Here is a 17,570-nt window from a genome sequence, read left to right as displayed (position 1 = left end):
TATGTACACATCCTAGTGAAGCAGATTTCGCTATGCTATGATGATTTTACCACGTTTGCCGGGTGAAAGGAGGCAGGAGATGAAGAGACAGGTTAATTGCTTTCAATGTAAACATTTTTATACAACTTGGAATCCAGCATTTCCTAGAGCCTGCGCTGTCTATGGTTTTAAAGCTAAGGAGATGCCTTCAAAGCTGGTGCTTCATGTAACTGGAATTGAATGCATGGAATTTGAGCCAAAACAATCTGGGGAAAGGGAGAAAAACCCAGTTAGCTCCTCAAACTTTGATGTACGGCTGTAAATAATATGAAATTTTCAGAATTCATATGGACATCCTTTTATTCTATGGTATGCTGATGGATATTTAGTATGGCCACGAGGTCATCTGACAGCTTTGCTCTACAAAAGTAGAGAGAAATGTAGGAAAGGAGTTGAGAGTTTTTTATGCACAGAGAAAAATGGGGGACAAAATTAGGTTTTATGCTGGCTGCTATGGGCTCAGCTGTAGGACTGGGTAATATATGGCGCTTTTCATTCGTGGCGGGTAATAACGGTGGAGGAGCTTTCTTGTTACTTTATCTGTTATTCGTGCTTATTATAGGAATCCCTCTATTGCTTACAGAGGTAAGTATTGGACGGAAAGCAGAAAGCGATGTAGTAGGGTCTTTTCAAAAGCTAGCTAAAGGAACGCCCTGGTATTTAACAGGCTTTTTCGGTATTATCAGCTCATTCCTTATCTTAAGTTTTTATGCCGTAGTTGCAGGCTGGGCAATCTTTTATTTCTGGAATTATATCAATGGATCATTCTTTACACAGCCGGCAGTCGGGTATGAAGGAGCGTTTGGACAATTTATCAGCCATACGTGGCATCCAATTGCCTGGACCGCACTTTTCATGATATTAACGATTACTATTGTATTAAGTGGTGTTAAAAAAGGGATTGAAGCAGCGAATAAAATTTTTATGCCGCTGTTGGCATTAATCCTCATCGCGCTTGCGGTCTTCAGTTTATCGCTTGATGGTGCTTCAGAGGGAGTGAAGTTTTTATTCCAGCCGAATTGGTCGGCATTAAGTGAGCCTTCTATTTATATTGCTGCTCTCGGTCAGGCCTTCTTCTCGCTTAGTCTGGGGATGGGGGCGATGCTTACGTATGGAAGTTACTTAAGGAAAGAGAATAAACTTCCAAGCGCCGCTTTAGGTATTGGCTTAATGGATACGTTCTTTGCCGTGATTTCAGGGCTCGTAATCTTTCCTGCGGTTTTTGCCTTTGGTATAGATCCGAGCTCAGGTCCACCGCTCGTATTCATTACACTTCCTAGTATTTTTGAACAGATGCCGTTTGGAGGAATCATTGGCCTGGTGTTTTTCTTTGCCTTGATTTTGGCTTCTCTTTCTTCATCCGTTTCCATTCTGGAAGTACCTACAGCTTATTTTATGCGGGTATTCAGTTGGACGCGCTTTGCGACAAGTGTGCTTATGGGGTCTATCATGTTCGTCATGGGCATCGCTGTCTCCTTAGGATTCGGTATTTGGTCAGGCGTCACGCCGATTGGAGAAAAAAATATCCTGGACTCCATGGATTATATTGCTTCCAATATTCTCCTGCCGCTAGGCGGTCTGTCCATGGCCCTTCTTGTTGGATGGTACTTTAAAAAGTCAGAAGCTCTGGAATCTGCGGACTTGTCCTCTTCTTCTATTGGAGGCTTCTGGTATTTCATCGTGAAGTGGATGGCTCCCATCCTTATAGTATTGATTTTCTTAAACAAAATCGGTATTATCTTTTAAATTCTTCCATCTAATAATTGGAAAGAGATCCTGATGATTATCATCGGGATCTCTTTTATTCTTGGAGGAAGAAGCATATATGCTTAATTAATCATTATTTTGTGAACGATGAAAGGAACATAAGACAGAAGTACAGGCGGCGTGTTAAACTACGACAGAACACTATTTTCTTTAGTATGAGATAAAGGAGTCTGACCATATGGCGATACCAAATCAAAGCGTTCTCAAAAAAATGTCCAGTGAAATACAGGAAGCTATGCTTCAGCACGGTGACGAGCAAAAAGTTCGTGAACATATACGTTCTGTAAGATTGTTAGCGGATCTATTTTTAGAACAGGGGCAGGAAGACACGACCTCTTCTAAACAAGGAAGTCAAAAGATGCATGAACCGACGGCAGATGAAATACGGCAGATGATGGGGGCCGATAAAACTCCAGACTCTAAACCAAAGAAAGAAGAAAATCGGCTGGAGGATGATGATGCTAACGGGTCATCAATTTTCGATTTTTAGGAGGAGGTAAATGATGAAACTTATTTTAATTGTAGCGGTTATTAATGGCTTTCTTTCGGTTGCTCTTGGAGCTTTTGGGGCACATGGACTAGAAGGGAAAGTGTCTGAAAAAGGCTTGGATCAATGGGGGAAAGCGGTTAATTATCAAATGTTCCATACAATGGCTTTATTTGTGACCGCCTTATTAATGAGCAAAATCCAGACCGGATTGATGACGGGAGCAGGGTGGTTCTTCGTAGCAGGCATTATTCTCTTCTCGGGAAGTCTTTATATCTATGCGCCTACAGGTATTAAAACGTTTGCTATGATTACCCCGCTCGGAGGTCTATCCTTTTTAATCGGCTGGATTCTGCTTGGTTATGCGGTTATTAAACACCTTTAAAAATAAAGAATAGTAGTAAATAAGAAAATAATTAACACGTGGAGAAGTTGGATGATCGCGTTGAGCATATTCTGGGTTTTCAGTTCAATTAAAGCTTCAAATAAAAAGCTTGCGGCCAAGACATAAAACATGAGCAGAATAATCCACTGGTGATCTAGTTTAAAGAGCCCGAGAACGGCTAACAGCACAGCTAATGCCAGTGCTCCTAATTGGGCTTTATAAAAATTTTCATAAGGATGTCTCATGGGTTCACCCTTTTCTATTAATAGGAGAAAAACTCGCTAACTGATTTTAGCGAGTTTTTTTATGAGTTCGAACTGATTATCTTGGCTGGTACTGAGCGAAACCTGATCCTCCACCGTTGAACGGATAGCTATAATTAATTTCTTCATCAAAGGTAATATAGTCAAGATAGATCATCAGCAGTAAATAACGTTTTCCTGTTTCAGGATCACTTAAAATGATATGGTCCCTACCGGCAGCTTCGATAATGCCTTTAAAAACTTTGGCATTCCACTGATCGTTATTTTCGAATGTCATGTACACGGTAGCGGTCTTTCCGGCGTTTAATCGTAAAATGTTTTCAATATACGATTGTTCTGTGGGAAGCATATTAGGTGGATTTATACCGCCAGACTGTCCCTGAGGCATTTGAGGCACCTGCCCGCCACCACTATATGCAGGTGGAAAACCTCCCTGTCCCTGATTGGAAGCTGGAGCGCTTGGATAATAATACATATATGGATTACTCGCGTAATAAGGGGAGGTGGGTTGATTATACATTTGCTGCTGCCCTTGCTGGGCGCCTCCCATAGATGGTTTTTTCTGAGCCAATTCACTCACTCCTTCAATAAATTAGTACACACTTGGACAAGCAGACCTAGTAGGAGAATAAAAACAGTGGGATTTGAACCTTCCTGTATTCCATTGACCAAACCACTGGGCCGGGCAGCTGCCTCCAGGCATGAAGAACCAGAGAGAGTTGCTGGCCGGATGATACCGCTTGCCATTAATAACTTTCCTTGCCAGCCTTCGGTCCTTTTCGCGGGATCGCTGGTAAAAGTATCCTTTTTGTGTTGCTTCAAAGCCTCCTGGACTTTGATAGACCATCTGCCTGATCGAATCAATATCTGTGAAATCAATACAGTCCCCCCGTACACGATTAACACCCGTGTTCCCGACCATAAGCATACCCAGTTGCCCATCACCCTCTGCTTCTGCACGCATGAGTCTTCCAAGAAGCTTAACGTCCGCTTCGTTGTAAGGAATAACAGCCACGCTGTCACCTCGCTTTAATACAGACATGTTATTGCTCTTTAACACTATATGTAAGTCCACCATGATGATATGAATAAAATATCAAGCCTCCTGCTGTATTGCAGAAAAACCTTCCACCTCAGGTCATCCAAATTATGGGTGACCTGAGGTGGAAGGTTTTGGGGGGTGTTTAATGAAAGTTAATAGGATTTTTAACTGAAATAAAAAAAGACTCCGCCTTAACAGGGCAGAGTCTTTTGTAGAGTTATACATGTAAGAATTGAGGAACAGCATCCGGTTTAAGCAGGTTGCCAATATAGAAGGAACCGAAATCGCCATAACGGGACGTAACCTCATCAAAACGCATTTCATACACAAGCTTTTTGAACTGGAGTACATCGTGAGCGAATAGAGTAACGCCCCATTCCCAGTCATCAAAGCCGATGGAGCCGGTGATGATTTGGCGAATCTTGCCAGCATACTGGCGTCCGGTCATTCCGTGTGCGTACATAAGTTTAGCACGTTCGTCTTTTTCAAGTACGTACCAGTTATCGTTGCCCTGGCGGCGCTTGTCCATTGGATAGAAGCAGATATGATTCCACTTCGGAAGGGTTGGTTTTAATCGCGCCTGAATTTCAGGGTCCTCTTCATTCGCATTTCCCATGTAGTTAGAGAGTTCCACAACTGATACATAAGAATAGGCAGGGGTGGTAAACTCGGCGAGCTTCGTTTTGTTGAAAGCTGTTTCGATTTCATTTAATTCTTCCATCGTTGGACGTAAGATCATCATCATGAAATCAGCTTTTTGTCCCATGATGGTGTAGAGAGCATGGCTGCCCTGTTTACTTTTTTCGGTATCTTCCCAATTGGAAATCATCTGTTGGAATTCGTGAATGGCCTGCTCGCGTTCTTCACTCGAGGCATATTTCCAAGAGGTCCAGTCAATTGAACGGAAATCGTGCAGGCAATACCATCCATCCATGGTTACTACTGCTTCTGGCATGGTATCGATCGCTCCTTTATGATTTGTTTTATTTATTGAAAACTTCCTTTCTCAATATAACACAGTTGCTTCGTTACATCATGGGAATGACTTTGAACATATAGTGAAAGGATAAGGATAGGGAAAGAAGAAATAGAAGCAATTTGAACGTATATGGTCAGGTAATAGAGGGTAATGATAATGAAATCGCTTCATTGTAAAAATCGATAGGAATGACTTTCATTTATACACAAAACCTTTTATCATGTATAACAGAAATGAAAATTGGAGGGTTCAATATGAGCAACCTATTTGATACATTGAGATCTAAGATAAACGGACAAGGCAAGAAGGTCGTGTTTCCGGAAGGTTTGGACGAACGTATTTTAACAGCTGTCAGTCAGCTTGGTACAGAAGATTTACTGACACCTGTACTAGTCGGAAATGAAGAAAAAGTAAAACAGAAGGCATCTGAGGTTGGAGTGGATATTTCTTCTGCTGAAATTCTGGATCCTGCCAATTATGATGCTTTTGATGAAATGGTGGCCAATTTCGTGGAGCGCCGTAAAGGAAAAGCCACTGAAGAGAAAGCACGAGAGATCCTGCAGGATGAAAACTACTTTGGTACAATGCTTGTTTACATGGGCAAAGCCGATGGTCTTGTAAGTGGTGCTGCTCATTCCACAGCAGATACCGTAAGACCTGCTCTTCAGATCATTAAAACAAAGCCTGGAATTAAGAAGACGTCAGGTGTATTCGTAATGGTACGTGATGAAGAGAAGTATGTTTTCGCTGATTGTGCGATTAACATTAACCCTGATAGTCAGGATTTGGCTGAAATTGCTTTGGCTAGTGCCGACACGGCAAAGCTGTTTGACATCGACCCGAGAGTTGCTATGCTCAGCTTCTCTACTAGAGGCTCAGCAAAATCTCCAGAAACAGAAAAAGTAACGGAAGCTTTAGGACTTGCTAAAGAGCAGAATTCTAATCTTGTAATCGATGGAGAATTCCAGTTCGATGCAGCCTTTGTTCCTTCTGTGGCTGAGAAAAAAGCACCGGACTCTCCGCTTAAAGGAGAAGCGAACACGTTTATTTTCCCAAGTCTTGAAGCGGGTAACATTGGTTACAAAATCGCTCAGCGTCTTGGTAATTTCGATGCCGTAGGTCCTGTATTGCAAGGCTTGAACCAGCCGGTTAACGATCTTTCAAGAGGTTGTAATGCTGATGATGTGTACAAACTTGCGATCATTACTGCTGCTCAATCACTATAATAAGCAGAAGAAGCCAGCGATTTAATCGCTGGCTTTTTTTTATGTATGGTTTTATTGATTGGCAGTAATATTCTTACAGTAAAGCTCCCGTTTGTTGAAGACTCAGTTTCGAGACATTGGAGGAGCGGAAGGTCCTCCGGGGGACGATTTCGCTTTCCGCGGGCATGTGCTGAGCTTCCTCGGGCTTAACAGCCCTTGCGGGATCTCACCGATCATGTTCATCCCACAGGAGTCTCCATCGTCCCCCTCCGGACCTTGCGATATATGGAGCTCGAGACCACTTAAGACATCGTCTGCTTAATGATAAAAAGCAAGTGATTATGAGGCTATTTTCATGCTATAGCGATGTCAAATAGCCTCTCATATAAACATTTAGGTCCCGTTAAGAATGAAGAGCATTCTCTTATAACAGGGTCCGTTATTCACCCATGGCTGGGTTGGTGGGGAAATGGCGAGACTCCCATGGGAGAAGGGACTAGGTGAGATCCCGCAGGGAGTGAAACGAGCGAGGAAGCTCACCGTTCCCCCATAGGAAAGCGAGTTATTTCCCCACCAACCCTTATCCATCTTACGTAACGGACCCAATTTATCTCGAAACTGAGTCTTCAACTATACGGCCCTTTAGCTTAATAAGCATGCTATAAAAAGGTACACCATTGATTACCAGAGACTTTTAATAGGCTTAAGTTCTTACTTATAAAGTTTAATTGAATACCCCCTTCAAGTAAGGGAGCAGGGTGTACCTGTGCAAAAAGAAAGCGCCCGATCCCCTTAGGTAAGGTTTTCAAGCGCTTTTTCATTCCGCTGGATCATCTGTTCCAGCCGTTTGTTAAACCATTCAATCTCTTGACCTTCCAGGGGATCAACGGTGACTTCACCAGATAGCTCGTAGATTTTTTTAAGGATCCGATCGCGTACGTCAGATACACTGAGGCGGGTGTCTAACAGTTCATTGAGAGAAGCCATAACCTTAGGATCAATGACGGGATAGGTGAAGCGTGTTTCCTCTTCACGCTTCCCAATTTCATAGAATTGTTTTAAAAGCCGGGCTCGTTCAGCACCACTTCCGGTGACATCCAGATAAATTTGGACGGCCGAGCCATTTTTGACCCGGCGCTGGGAAATTCCAGCGAACTTTTGACCGCCGATACTTAAATCATAAGTACCTGGACAATAGGAACGTGTAATTTCATAGGCTTCAATTTGATCGGTTAGGTCTTCAAACAGCAGTTGAGTAAACGAAACCATAGCTTCATAGCCATCGTGAATGTTCACTTCTTTAGAGTCCGGGAATATAAATGATAAATTCAGAACACCTTCGTCTAATACAACGGCGAGACCCCCTGAATTTCTTACAATGACCCGGTATCCTTCCGTTTTCAGATAGTCAATTCCATCCTTAATGTAAGGCAGTCGAGCATCAGGGATTCCGAGAACCACTGTGTTATGATGAACCCAAAGCCTTGCCGCAGTCGGACTCATTCCTTCTCCTACCGACATCGATAAAGCATCATCTATGGCAAAGGACTGAAGGGCGGAAAAGGAGGGCCCTAAATTACTTTGGTCCATGAAGCGATATTTTTGAGGTTGTAATAACGGATGTATGTTTTTCATAAAGCTGTACTCCTTTTTATGCAATCACCATTCTTCATTATAGCAGAAGAAACCTGTTGCATGAATGGCGCAACGGCTGTAAAATCTTCAAAGGATTAAGAAGTACCTGCTAAAAAATGTTTGATTTTCTTGAAGCCTTTAAAGACAGGAGTAAAAGAGTTCCCCTGTCATTTTTTGTCTGTCAAGATGTTTTTTTGTCATAAAGAAAGGTATATAATAGTTAAAAATGTCGTGAAGAAAGGAACAACTGATGGACTATCGTGATGAGAAATTAAGTGAAGAGAAGGTTTTTAAGGACCCCGTCCATCGCTATGTCCACGTGCGGGACCGGGTGATCTGGGATTTAATCGGAACATCGGAATTTCAGCGGTTAAGACGAATTAAACAGCTGGGGACGTCGTATTTAACATTCCACGGGGCAGAGCATAGTCGTTTTAACCATTCATTAGGTGTTTACGAAATAGTTCGCCGAATTATAGAAAACTTTAAGGACAGGCCGAACTGGGACGGCGAAGAACGGCTGCTTTGCCTCTGTGCAGCTTTGCTTCATGATCTGGGCCATGGGCCGTTCTCTCATTCTTTCGAAAAGGTTTTTAAACTGGATCATGAAGATTATACCCAAAAGATTTTACTCGGAGATACGGAAGTGAATAAGATTCTGAACCAGGTAGAAGAAGGGTTCCCTAAGAAAGTGGCTGACGTGATAAATAAAACGTACACTAATAAACTGGTTGTCAGCTTGATTTCCAGTCAGATTGATGCTGATCGTATGGATTACTTGCAGCGGGATGCTTATTTTACAGGAGTAAGCTATGGTCACTTTGATATGGAGAGGATATTGCGGGTCATGCGTCCGATGGAAGATCAGGTTGTTGTGAAAGAGAGCGGTATGCATGCGGTAGAAGACTATATCATGAGCCGTTACCAAATGTACTGGCAGGTCTATTTCCACCCTGTGACGCGGAGCGCTGAGGTTATTCTATCTAAAATTCTTCATAGAGCGAAAGAACTTTATGAATCCGGCTATACGTTCAAGCTGAAACCGACTCATTTCTTTTCTTTCTTTACGGGACAGCCAACACTCAAGGAGTACTTAGCACTTGATGAAGCTGTAACGCTGTATTACTTCCAAACATGGATGGAAGAAGACGACCCGGTTCTGAGTGATTTATGTGACCGATTTGTTAACCGCCGGTTGTTTAAATATATTGAGTTCAATCCTAATTCTCAGATGAACCAATGGATGGAACTGTATAAATTATTTTCTAAAGCAGGGCTGAATCCGGATTACTATTTGGTGGTAGATTCAAGTTCTGATCTTCCTTACGACTTTTACCGTCCGGGTGAAGAGGAAGAACGACTGCCAATCCATCTGCTGCAGCCCAGTCAGGAATTAAGAGAGTTGTCCCGGCTTTCTGATATTGTCGAGGCCATTTCAGGCAAAAAGCGGACAGATCATAAACTATATATTCCTCTGGACCGCCTGGAGGAAATGTCCAATCGTAGTAAGACGAAGAAGCGGATTATGGAAATATTGTATGGATAAGGAGTGAAGCTCCATGTTGGAAAATCATGCGAAGCTGATGCAATTCTTCTCAAGTACGGATGAGATCGTAGGTCGTAAAAAACTGCAGAAAATGATCTACATACTTAAAAAGTGTGAGGTTCCATTTGAAGAGCGCTATCAGTTTCATTTTTACGGACCCTATTCAGAGGAATTAACGCTTAGAATTGAGGAAATGTGTAACCTTGGATTTATCAGTGAGGAAAGAGAAGAAAAGAAAAATTACTATCAGTACCGCTATGAGATTACGGAAAGCGGACGTGAATTTCTAAATCATTATGAAATGGATCTGCCTCCGTTGCATGACCATATCCGCGAAATGAACGGTAGAAGTTCCCGATTTCTGGAGTTGGTCTCTACGATGCTCTTCTTTGAGGATCTGCCTCGTGAAGAAATCACTGAAAAAGTTTACGCCGTAAAAAGTACTCAGAATTACACAGAGGAAGACATCCAGGATGGATGGGAATTTATTGAAAAATTACGAGGGATTCATTAGTATGATTGATAGGAAGAGATATACTGTACGTCAGTATATCTTTTTTTATTCATTATTTTTTGATTATTTTTATAATTTATCTGAGATCATGGATGAGAATAATTAGTATGGGGAGGGAAGTGTATGAAAATCGTTAAGTTCGTGGTCTATTACATAATGGGACTGGCAGGCATTTTGTTCATTAGCGCGTCCCCGGCTTTATTCAGTGGTGGAAGTTTTTTTGATGTATCTCATTACTTTTTGGAACTTCAGCAACTGGTCGCTGCAATTTTTAATCCCGCTGAATGGGTGTACATGTATAAAGATCGTCCGGAACCGCTGCTTGAGTTTCTGTGGGAGCCTTATCAATACTCTATGACTGTTTTCGTTGGAGGTCTTCTCCTTGGGATTGGCCTGGCTTTTTTATTGGCCCTCGGAACCATGTTTCTCCCTGGGTGGGCAAAATTGATCATCGGAAGACTCCTGAACGTTTTAGAAGCTGTACCTGATTTATTACTCGCTTTTTGTTTACAGCTCTTCGTTGTATGGTTCTATAAACAAACAGATATTCAGATTGTCTCTTTTACGGCTCTAGGTCAGGATAAGGTGTATATTCTGCCTATTATTGCCATTGCAGTATTACCTTTAGTTACGATGTACAAAATCATTCTTATACTTATGGATGAGGAGATGGCAAAGTCTTATGTGCAGATGGCTAAGAGTAAAGGGTTGGAGAAAGCTGTAATTCTTAATGTACATGTGACAAGAAATATTGTAAAAAGTCTATTCTTTCATTCCAAGATCATCCTCTGGGGATCTTTATCAAGTCTGTTGATCATTGAATATATTTTTAATATGAATGGGATCACCAGTTTGTTTAGGGGGGATTTTAGGCCAATCGTCTCGGCTATGATACTATTTATGATCTTCACCCCTTTTTTTATCATGTATCAGGGAACGGAGCTGTTTATCTTCAAGGATCATAAGGTGTCTAAAGAGACCAGCTTGAGCATGAATCGTTTCATAGGTGATTTCAACATGAAACCAGGTGGGAAATGGCTGAAGCAGACTTTCGCAACGATAGGGGAACATTTTAAAAACCTGAAATTTCTAATTGGATTTATGATCATTTCGGGGACGGTCTGTGTGAGTATGGTTTATAGTATCATGGCGGATCCTTTAGTAGATAAGTTTTATCATATTACGAATGAGGAAGGACGGCTGGTAAGCGCTGCTCCTCACTCGCCTGAGTATATATTTCTCGGAACGGATGCACTCGGTTACAGTATTTTCGATCAGTTACTCGTGGGAGCAAAATATACGATTATATTTGCTCTCGCTATAGCCTTTTTAAGGATGAGTATTGGATTTTTATTAGCCATTCCATATACATTCTTTCTACATTCCCGAATTCAGCGTAGTGTAGAAAAAATAGTGGACGGTATGCATTTTCTGCCTATGACCATTATTGCATTCATGCTATTGACCCCAGTCTTATGGATGTCGCCAGGCGGTTTTACCACTACTCAGACGGAACGGATTATCTATCAAGGATTGATTTTGGTTCTACTTGCTGTACCTTTGATTGTTACGCTCTTTGGCAGCGAAATGAAGCTTTTAATGCAGGAGGAATATGTAGTTAGTACGAAGGTCCTTGGGGGTAGTTCGCTTCATTTACTTTGGAAGCATCTGCTTCCACATTTGAGCGCACGGATGGGCATTGTGTTTGGACAGCAGTTTATTCAGACGCTGCTGATCTTTATCCATCTAGGTGTTTTTAATATTTATTTTGGAGGGACGAATGTAGATTATTCTCCCATGCAGGCTGATCCACCGACGAGTACTACGTATGAATGGTCCGGGTTGATTGGAGCAGCGAAAGACTCTTTAATGACGGGGAGATGGTGGTTTATTATTCCCGCCCTTCTTTGTTTTATGGGGATTATTCTGTCTATGCAGCTCATTATTCAAGGAATCCAGGAAGTTCAGGAGAAACGGGTAGGTATCCCCGTTTCTAACCCAATGGGGTGGAAGAGGCTTTTCCATAAAAGGAAACCTGCAAGTAGGCGAGTGGATGATCCTTCAGCTGAGAGGTTTGTCTTTATAAAAAGCGAACATCGTTCCTCTTAGAGGCCCACTAAAGGCGTTATAAAAGGGAAGTAAAGGTATTAAACAAGCGTTTGATTAAGGGTATAATATAGGGGGGAAAACTGCCGGAAAAAGGAGAGTGGCTTTGAGGACCATTACGTTATCCAGTGAAAAAAATTGTAGAAGTCGAGTGTTAAACTCTTCCTTAACAAGCGTTTTAATCTAACTAGATGGGGGCATAGTTTACGAAACGGAGTATTTCCAAGCTCATTAGGACCTACCCTATCCCATTTAAGAATTAATTATTTCAGCGTCAAAACGTCATATAAAAAGCTTCGATGAACTAACAGAGGCGGAGTCTGGTGTATATAAATCCTTATGGTAAAACATAGAGTGGATTCTATGTTAAAATAGGGAAAAATCAGTCACGTCTAGAGGAGGTTCAGTTTGTCATGAAAGAATTTGATCAATTTAAAAATAATGATGAGAAAAGCGATAAAAAGAAGAAGCAGTTCACGATTATTAAGGACGACTCCACGGATGGTCATGGTGGTTATGGTGTAGGCTCCATCAGCCTTGAGAATATGACCCCGGTTATCGTGGATCCGAATGAAGAGAAGGCCTTTGTTGATATGGGGGCTCTGCATGCCCGCAGCGCGGTTGAGAAGCGGGTGAAGTTTATTACGGATCGTGAAGTAGTAGCGAATGGTTTATTGTACTGGATCGTCTGGGTTACGGTGGATAATCAGGCAGGAAAGCCAAGCTACTATGGAGTAGCTGGCAGTGAAATCGTCGTCGATCGTTCTATTAAACGAGGCTATAAGCTGATGCCCGAGCATGTGAACCATATGGACAAGTCCTTAAAAGGAAAATTTGTTGTCGACCATATGGATGAAAAGTCAAGGACGATTCTTGGTGAGTATCTCCGTGAATTTAAGCCCGAACTATGGGAAAATACAAACCAGGAACTAAAAGACTCCCTCGGTGTCCAGTAAATCATAAGACAAAGCACTTTCCTCAGAGAAAGTGCTTTTTTACTGCCTTATTTTATAATTCTATATTAAAGGGTTTATCGTAATAGTAAGCCTTCCAGATAAGCTCCCGTTTGTGTAAGACTCAGGTTCGAGATAAATTGGATCCGTTACGTTAAAAGGAGAAGGGCTGGTGGGGGAATAACTCGTCTTGTTCCATTACCCAGACACTCGAGACATAAGCCGTTCATCAACGGACGGCAAGACCACCGTCCTTTTGATGCTCGGCTTATGCTGTTCGTGTCTATAGGGGTGATTCCACACTTGAACACTTTCCTATGGCCCTACACGACGTAGGGTCGATCGACGTTGCCACAGGACGTGGCGACTTTAGTCGATCCTCCTTTTTGCCATGAGCTTCCTCGCTCGTTGCACTCCCTGCGGGATCTCACCTAGTTCCTTCTCCCGTTCTTACAATTGATAAGGAGGGAGTAATAAATCAACGCCTAAACGTCACGGAGAGCTATCCAGCTCCAGCACCTAGCGTCTAGTGAGACTTCCCTCACTTCTGTACGATAAGGCAACATCGAATCGCTCCGCTCTTCGTGTTTTCTTTATCTCCGCCAGTTCAGTCCAGTCCATACGCCGCTGACCAAGGTGCTTCCGCTTTTAAACTGGGAGTCTCGCCATTTCCCCACCAACCCAACTATAATGTTGCGAACGGACCCTTCCAGAAAAAAAGTGAGAACCTAAAAATCGTCTTAAATGCTTCGACAGCGGCGTTAATACCCTGTATAGACGCGGTATTTATCGTTGATCATATAGGTTATCCTTCCTCATATGAAGGCATTTACGTAAAGGATTTCGAGCTCTCCACACAATATCTCGAACTGAGTCTTACACAATCCGGCCCTATTGTTAAAGACTCGATTTCGAGATGGTGTTGGAGAGTCACTTTCCCAAGTCACTAAGAAAACGTAACGGAACAAATCTTATAGTTAAGGAAGCTTGCCGTAACAGACTTAAAAATTGACTATCCTGTAAATTCCAGTTTACGAAAGGTGTTTTTGTGCTACAATAAGAACAAATGTTCGTATTAAGGAGTTGATCAACTATGGATAGCCGCAATCGGGACCGGGGTACAATTAAGTGGACATCGTTAATGCTCCCGGAGCATGTAGAGATGATAAGGAAATTATGGAAGGAAGATGAGCGGGTAGAGAAAGGGATTATTGATGAACAGAAAGCCATCGAGATTGATTTTTTACTGCAGCGGGCTTTGAACGACGATCTGACGGTACGGGTCAAAATCCATAATGGTTTTGACTATGAAGAGATTCCAATGAAAATGGAGTACATTCATAAACTGAAACGCAAAGTTTATGGGGTGCACTGGGAAACAAAAGAAAACGTTCAAATTTCACTGGATGACCTTACCGATGTTTCAATTATTTAGGTGAATAATTCGTTCACAAAATGTTCACTAAAAAATGGTCGAAAGGGTACTCGGAATCTTGACGTACTGGCAGAATGGGTAATATATTTAGTAACACATGGTTATACATGTATTTACTAGGACAAGGAAAACGACCGGGTTGCCGCCGGTCGTTTTCTTTGTCTTTTTTTAAGTCTTTCATGCAAACCCCTCATTTAAAAGAACCAGTCTACTACATCTTTGAACCATGGATCATTTTTAAACTCATTTTCGATCTCTTCTTTGTTCTTATCCTCATCGCCACCGCAAACTTCTTTTGGAATATCGCTTTTTTCCATATACATGAGACGTTCTTTCGGGCAATTAGGACCGGACCTGTGTCCAGTTTCCGGATCAATATAAACCCCTTTTACATCCGGGGTTGGAATAAACGCTGCAGATGGTAGTGGTTCATGAATCGACTCCATGGTGTCTGCCCAAACAGCTTTGGCATATCTTCTTTCGTTGAATGTTTCAAGTTTTCTACCGCCTTCATCATGGCCAACCCAAACCCCTGATACAAATTGAGGACTAAAGCCAATCATCCAGCTGTCATAATCCGTCGTACCAGATTTTCCGCCGTACATACGAGTTAGTTTTCCTTTAATAGGAGTGCCCGTAACAGACGCATATCCATCAAGAGAAGAGTCAAACATCCCTGTCATCATGTGAGTAATCGTAAAGGCACGGTTCGGGTCAATTTCTTTCTCTTTATTAAAAACGGGCTGATATTCAAAAAGTATATTTTCGTGACGGTCTGTAATTTTCTCAATGGTGTGTCCTTCAAGAGATTCAGAGCCTTTCACCATTTTCCCGTAGGCACTCATCATTTCATAAAGAGAAATAGAGGTAGAACCAAGGGCAAGAGAAGGGACAGGCTTAGCACGACTCGAGATTCCAAATGTGTCCAGTGTATTTACCAGCTTCTCGGGCCCAATATCCATGTTGGTGGCTACAGCATAAATATTGTCAGAAACCGCCAGTGCCTGGGCCATTGTAATCGGTTTGTCCGCATACTGGTCTCCAAAGTTGGTTGGACTGTAGACTTTTCCGTTATCTCCTATCTGAAAATCGGTCGGTTTACTTTCGATCATAGTGACCGGTGAGTAGCCTTCTGCAAGCGCCGCGTAATATAGAAATGGTTTTATAGTCGATCCCACCTGACGCTTAGCCTGTGTAGCTCGATTATAAGCACTGGTTTCATAATCGCGGCCGCCGATCAGCGCGGTAATGGCACCGTTATGACTATTCATAATAGCAGCGGCGATTTGGATATCTTCCTCTGCTGAAATATGGCGGTCAATCTGTTTTTCTAGAGTCTTCTGATGATCTTCTATGAGCGTCGTATGAATGTGATAACCGCCTGTTTTAACTTCTTCTGCCGAAATATCTAGAATTCTGGCAGCCTCTGCGACGACTTGGTCCTGAAAGTATGGAGCAGCTTCTTTGTCGGAGCTGTCAGAGTGCTCCGAGTAGACAAGACTCGCTTCTACTGCTTCATTTTTTTCAGAAGAAGTAATAAAGCCGCTTTTCTCCATTTCCCCCAAGATCAATTTTTGGCGTGAGGCCGCGTTCTCTTCATTGTTCAGAGGAGAATAATAGCTGGGACCTTTCGGGACGCCTGCAAGCATAGAGGCTTCCGTCAGCGTTAATTCTTCTGCGTTTTTATTAAAGTAATAACGGCTCGCTGCTTCAATTCCATAGGCTCCATGACCATAGTAGATCGTGTTTAAGTAGCCTTCCAGAATTTCATCTTTATTATAAAAGATCTCCAGTCTGAGGGCATAGAGAGCCTCTTGGATTTTTCTCTTCCATGTTTTATCATGTGATAAATAAAGATTACGAGCGTACTGCTGAGTAATGGTGCTCGCGCCTTCCACCATGCTCATTTGTTTAAGGTCGGTTAAAGCAGCACCAGCTATCCGCTTGAAATCAAAGCCGAAATGATCGTAAAATCGACGGTCCTCAATAGCGATCGTCGCTTCTTTAATGGCATCCGGCATTTCATCTACGGTAATCCAGTATCGTTCTTCCGCTCCATGATCTTCCCCAATAATATTCTCTCCCTGACTATAATAAACCGTATTCTGTTCGGTCATTAAAGAAGGGGGGCCCTGGGTAATGGCGAATCCTAAGACAAACAAAAATCCGGCTCCTGTTAACACAAGGCCGATCAATGTCCATTTGAGCGCTCGCTTTGACCAGCGGTATGTCGTTCGTATAAAAAGAATCATTCTTCTAGACTCCCAACTGTTAAGAATGAATAAAGACTGCTATTATTATGTGAGAATACGTAGTAAAATAAACCTCTCATGACGAATTATGTAATAAAGAACTATGGATATACAAAGGAGAATGCATAGATGAGCACGTGGTTTACTGAGAAGCAGACAGAAAATTTCGGAATTACGGCTAAAGTAAAACAGTCCCTTCATAACGAAAAAACAGATTTTCAGGAGTTAGAAATGCTTGAGACAGAAGAGTGGGGCAACATGCTGGTGCTCGACGACATGGTTATGACCACGGAAAAAGATGAGTTTGTTTACCATGAGATGCTGGCCCATGTACCGCTCCACACCCACCCGAGTCCGAAACAGGTTTTGGTAGTCGGCGGCGGAGATGGCGGTGTGATTCGTGAAGTACTGAAGCATGAAAGTGTTGAAAAAGCCACACTGGTAGAAATTGACGGCAAAGTTATTGAATACTCCAAACAATATCTGCCTTCTATTGCCGGTGCTCTGGACGATGAGCGTGTAGAGGTTAAGGTGGCAGATGGCTTCATGCACATTGCGGAAAGCGAGCGTGCTTATGACGTCATTATGGTAGATTCAACAGAACCGGTGGGTCCTGCTGTTAATCTATTTTCAAAAGGCTTCTATGAAGGGATTGCGAAAGCATTAAAAGAAGACGGAATCTTCGTTGCTCAGACTGATAACCCCTGGTTCAAGGCTGATTTAATTCGACAGGTTTATGGAGATGTAAAAGAAACATTTCCGATCACCAAAGTGTACACGGCCAATATACCAACGTATCCAAGCGGTCTTTGGACGTTTACTATGGGAAGTAAAATCTATGATCCTCTTCAGGTTCCTGCTCATCGGTTTACAGAGATGGAAACGAAGTATTATACAGAGGAGCTTCACCAGGCCTGCTTTGCTTTACCAAAATTCGTTAAAGATTTGACGAAAGGGTGAGT

Annotated in this window: 17 protein-coding genes; 11 read left to right on the top strand and 6 right to left on the bottom strand. The window is 42.4% G+C overall.

Annotated features, from left to right (window positions below):
- Positions 1-79 precede the first annotated feature (79 nt).
- The 4 genes from HBHAL_RS17735 to HBHAL_RS17720 all read left to right on the top strand — a co-directional run bounded on the left by HBHAL_RS17735 (position 80) and on the right by HBHAL_RS17720 (position 2,678).
- Positions 80-301 (top strand): hypothetical protein, encoded by a 222-nt coding sequence (locus HBHAL_RS17735; RefSeq protein WP_041601444.1) that lies wholly within the window; start codon positions 80-82, stop codon positions 299-301.
- Positions 302-444: 143 nt separating this feature from the next.
- Complete coding sequence (locus HBHAL_RS17730; RefSeq protein ID WP_014644888.1) at positions 445-1,785, top strand: sodium-dependent transporter; 1,341 nt, start codon at positions 445-447, stop codon at positions 1,783-1,785.
- Between the two features lie 199 nt (positions 1,786-1,984).
- A complete protein-coding gene (locus HBHAL_RS17725; RefSeq protein ID WP_014644887.1) occupies positions 1,985-2,296 on the top strand; it encodes a YwdI family protein in 312 nt (103 codons plus the stop codon).
- Positions 2,297-2,309: 13 nt separating this feature from the next.
- A complete protein-coding gene (locus HBHAL_RS17720; RefSeq protein WP_041601758.1) occupies positions 2,310-2,678 on the top strand; it encodes a DUF423 domain-containing protein in 369 nt (122 codons plus the stop codon).
- Here HBHAL_RS17720 and HBHAL_RS17715 read toward each other — a convergent pair.
- The 4 genes from HBHAL_RS17715 to hemQ form a co-directional block, all read right to left on the bottom strand.
- Positions 2,675-2,923, bottom strand: coding sequence for a hypothetical protein (locus HBHAL_RS17715; protein ID WP_014644885.1), 249 nt, complete (start codon positions 2,921-2,923; stop codon positions 2,675-2,677). The two genes, HBHAL_RS17720 and HBHAL_RS17715, sit on opposite strands and share 4 nt — an antisense overlap.
- Before the next feature lie 76 nt (positions 2,924-2,999).
- Positions 3,000-3,512: a spore coat protein GerQ gene (gene gerQ, locus HBHAL_RS17710; RefSeq protein ID WP_014644884.1), complete on the bottom strand. Its 513-nt coding sequence runs from the start codon at positions 3,510-3,512 to the stop codon at positions 3,000-3,002.
- Positions 3,513-3,533: 21 nt separating this feature from the next.
- A complete protein-coding gene (locus tag HBHAL_RS17705) occupies positions 3,534-3,956 on the bottom strand; it encodes a cell wall hydrolase (RefSeq protein WP_014644883.1) in 423 nt (140 codons plus the stop codon).
- A gap of 244 nt (positions 3,957-4,200) precedes the next feature.
- Complete coding sequence (hemQ, locus tag HBHAL_RS17700) at positions 4,201-4,938, bottom strand: hydrogen peroxide-dependent heme synthase (protein ID WP_014644882.1); 738 nt, start codon at positions 4,936-4,938, stop codon at positions 4,201-4,203.
- Positions 4,939-5,216: 278 nt separating this feature from the next.
- On the opposite strand from hemQ, the gene pta reads away from it, so the two are divergent.
- Positions 5,217-6,188, top strand: coding sequence for a phosphate acetyltransferase (gene pta, locus HBHAL_RS17695; protein ID WP_014644881.1), 972 nt, complete (start codon positions 5,217-5,219; stop codon positions 6,186-6,188).
- Positions 6,189-6,959: 771 nt separating this feature from the next.
- Here the strand turns inward: pta and HBHAL_RS17690 are convergent.
- Positions 6,960-7,802, bottom strand: a complete 843-nt coding sequence (locus HBHAL_RS17690; protein WP_014644880.1) for a lipoate--protein ligase family protein — start codon at positions 7,800-7,802, stop codon at positions 6,960-6,962.
- Between the two features lie 250 nt (positions 7,803-8,052).
- Here HBHAL_RS17690 and HBHAL_RS17685 point away from each other — a divergent pair, with 250 nt between their 5' ends.
- From HBHAL_RS17685 to HBHAL_RS17665, 5 genes are all read left to right on the top strand, one after another.
- Positions 8,053-9,348 (top strand): HD domain-containing protein, encoded by a 1,296-nt coding sequence (locus HBHAL_RS17685; protein WP_014644879.1) that lies wholly within the window; start codon positions 8,053-8,055, stop codon positions 9,346-9,348.
- A gap of 13 nt (positions 9,349-9,361) precedes the next feature.
- Positions 9,362-9,862: a YwgA family protein gene (locus tag HBHAL_RS17680; RefSeq protein ID WP_014644878.1), complete on the top strand. Its 501-nt coding sequence runs from the start codon at positions 9,362-9,364 to the stop codon at positions 9,860-9,862.
- A gap of 123 nt (positions 9,863-9,985) precedes the next feature.
- Complete coding sequence (locus tag HBHAL_RS17675; RefSeq protein WP_014644877.1) at positions 9,986-11,971, top strand: ABC transporter permease subunit; 1,986 nt, start codon at positions 9,986-9,988, stop codon at positions 11,969-11,971.
- A 410-nt stretch (positions 11,972-12,381) separates the two neighbouring features.
- Positions 12,382-12,924 (top strand): YwhD family protein, encoded by a 543-nt coding sequence (locus HBHAL_RS17670; protein WP_014644876.1) that lies wholly within the window; start codon positions 12,382-12,384, stop codon positions 12,922-12,924.
- Between the two features lie 1,090 nt (positions 12,925-14,014).
- Positions 14,015-14,356, top strand: a complete 342-nt coding sequence (locus tag HBHAL_RS17665; RefSeq protein WP_014644875.1) for a YolD-like family protein — start codon at positions 14,015-14,017, stop codon at positions 14,354-14,356.
- 194 nt (positions 14,357-14,550) lie between these two features.
- Here HBHAL_RS17665 and HBHAL_RS17660 read toward each other — a convergent pair whose 3' ends face one another.
- On the bottom strand, positions 14,551-16,608 hold the full coding sequence (locus tag HBHAL_RS17660) for a transglycosylase domain-containing protein (protein WP_014644874.1): 2,058 nt from the start codon (positions 16,606-16,608) through the stop codon (positions 14,551-14,553).
- Between the two features lie 129 nt (positions 16,609-16,737).
- On the opposite strand from HBHAL_RS17660, the gene speE reads away from it, so the two are divergent.
- The gene (gene speE, locus HBHAL_RS17655; RefSeq protein WP_014644873.1) at positions 16,738-17,568 is read left to right on the top strand and encodes a spermidine synthase; all 831 of its coding nucleotides are present in this window, start codon (positions 16,738-16,740) and stop codon (positions 17,566-17,568) included.
- The last annotated feature ends 2 nt before the right edge of the window (positions 17,569-17,570 follow it).

Origin of the sequence: Halobacillus halophilus DSM 2266, assembly GCF_000284515.1 — a bacterium.
Taxonomy (GTDB): Bacteria; Bacillota; Bacilli; order Bacillales; family Halobacillaceae; genus Halobacillus; species Halobacillus halophilus.
Note: the sequence above shows the minus strand (reverse complement) of the source record. Positions and strands in the feature narration are given on the sequence as shown.

Coding starts and splice junctions, on each gene's coding strand:
- HBHAL_RS17735 (WP_041601444.1), top strand. CDS start 80: ATGAAGAGACAGGTTAATTGCTTTCAATGTAAACATTTTTATACAACT.
- HBHAL_RS17730 (WP_014644888.1), top strand. CDS start 445: ATGCACAGAGAAAAATGGGGGACAAAATTAGGTTTTATGCTGGCTGCT.
- HBHAL_RS17725 (WP_014644887.1), top strand. CDS start 1,985: ATGGCGATACCAAATCAAAGCGTTCTCAAAAAAATGTCCAGTGAAATA.
- HBHAL_RS17720 (WP_041601758.1), top strand. CDS start 2,310: ATGAAACTTATTTTAATTGTAGCGGTTATTAATGGCTTTCTTTCGGTT.
- HBHAL_RS17715 (WP_014644885.1), bottom strand. CDS start 2,923: ATGAGACATCCTTATGAAAATTTTTATAAAGCCCAATTAGGAGCACTG.
- hemQ (WP_014644882.1), bottom strand. CDS start 4,938: ATGCCAGAAGCAGTAGTAACCATGGATGGATGGTATTGCCTGCACGAT.
- pta (WP_014644881.1), top strand. CDS start 5,217: ATGAGCAACCTATTTGATACATTGAGATCTAAGATAAACGGACAAGGC.
- HBHAL_RS17690 (WP_014644880.1), bottom strand. CDS start 7,802: ATGAAAAACATACATCCGTTATTACAACCTCAAAAATATCGCTTCATG.
- HBHAL_RS17685 (WP_014644879.1), top strand. CDS start 8,053: ATGGACTATCGTGATGAGAAATTAAGTGAAGAGAAGGTTTTTAAGGAC.
- HBHAL_RS17680 (WP_014644878.1), top strand. CDS start 9,362: ATGTTGGAAAATCATGCGAAGCTGATGCAATTCTTCTCAAGTACGGAT.
- HBHAL_RS17675 (WP_014644877.1), top strand. CDS start 9,986: ATGAAAATCGTTAAGTTCGTGGTCTATTACATAATGGGACTGGCAGGC.
- HBHAL_RS17670 (WP_014644876.1), top strand. CDS start 12,382: ATGAAAGAATTTGATCAATTTAAAAATAATGATGAGAAAAGCGATAAA.
- HBHAL_RS17665 (WP_014644875.1), top strand. CDS start 14,015: ATGGATAGCCGCAATCGGGACCGGGGTACAATTAAGTGGACATCGTTA.
- HBHAL_RS17660 (WP_014644874.1), bottom strand. CDS start 16,608: ATGATTCTTTTTATACGAACGACATACCGCTGGTCAAAGCGAGCGCTC.
- speE (WP_014644873.1), top strand. CDS start 16,738: ATGAGCACGTGGTTTACTGAGAAGCAGACAGAAAATTTCGGAATTACG.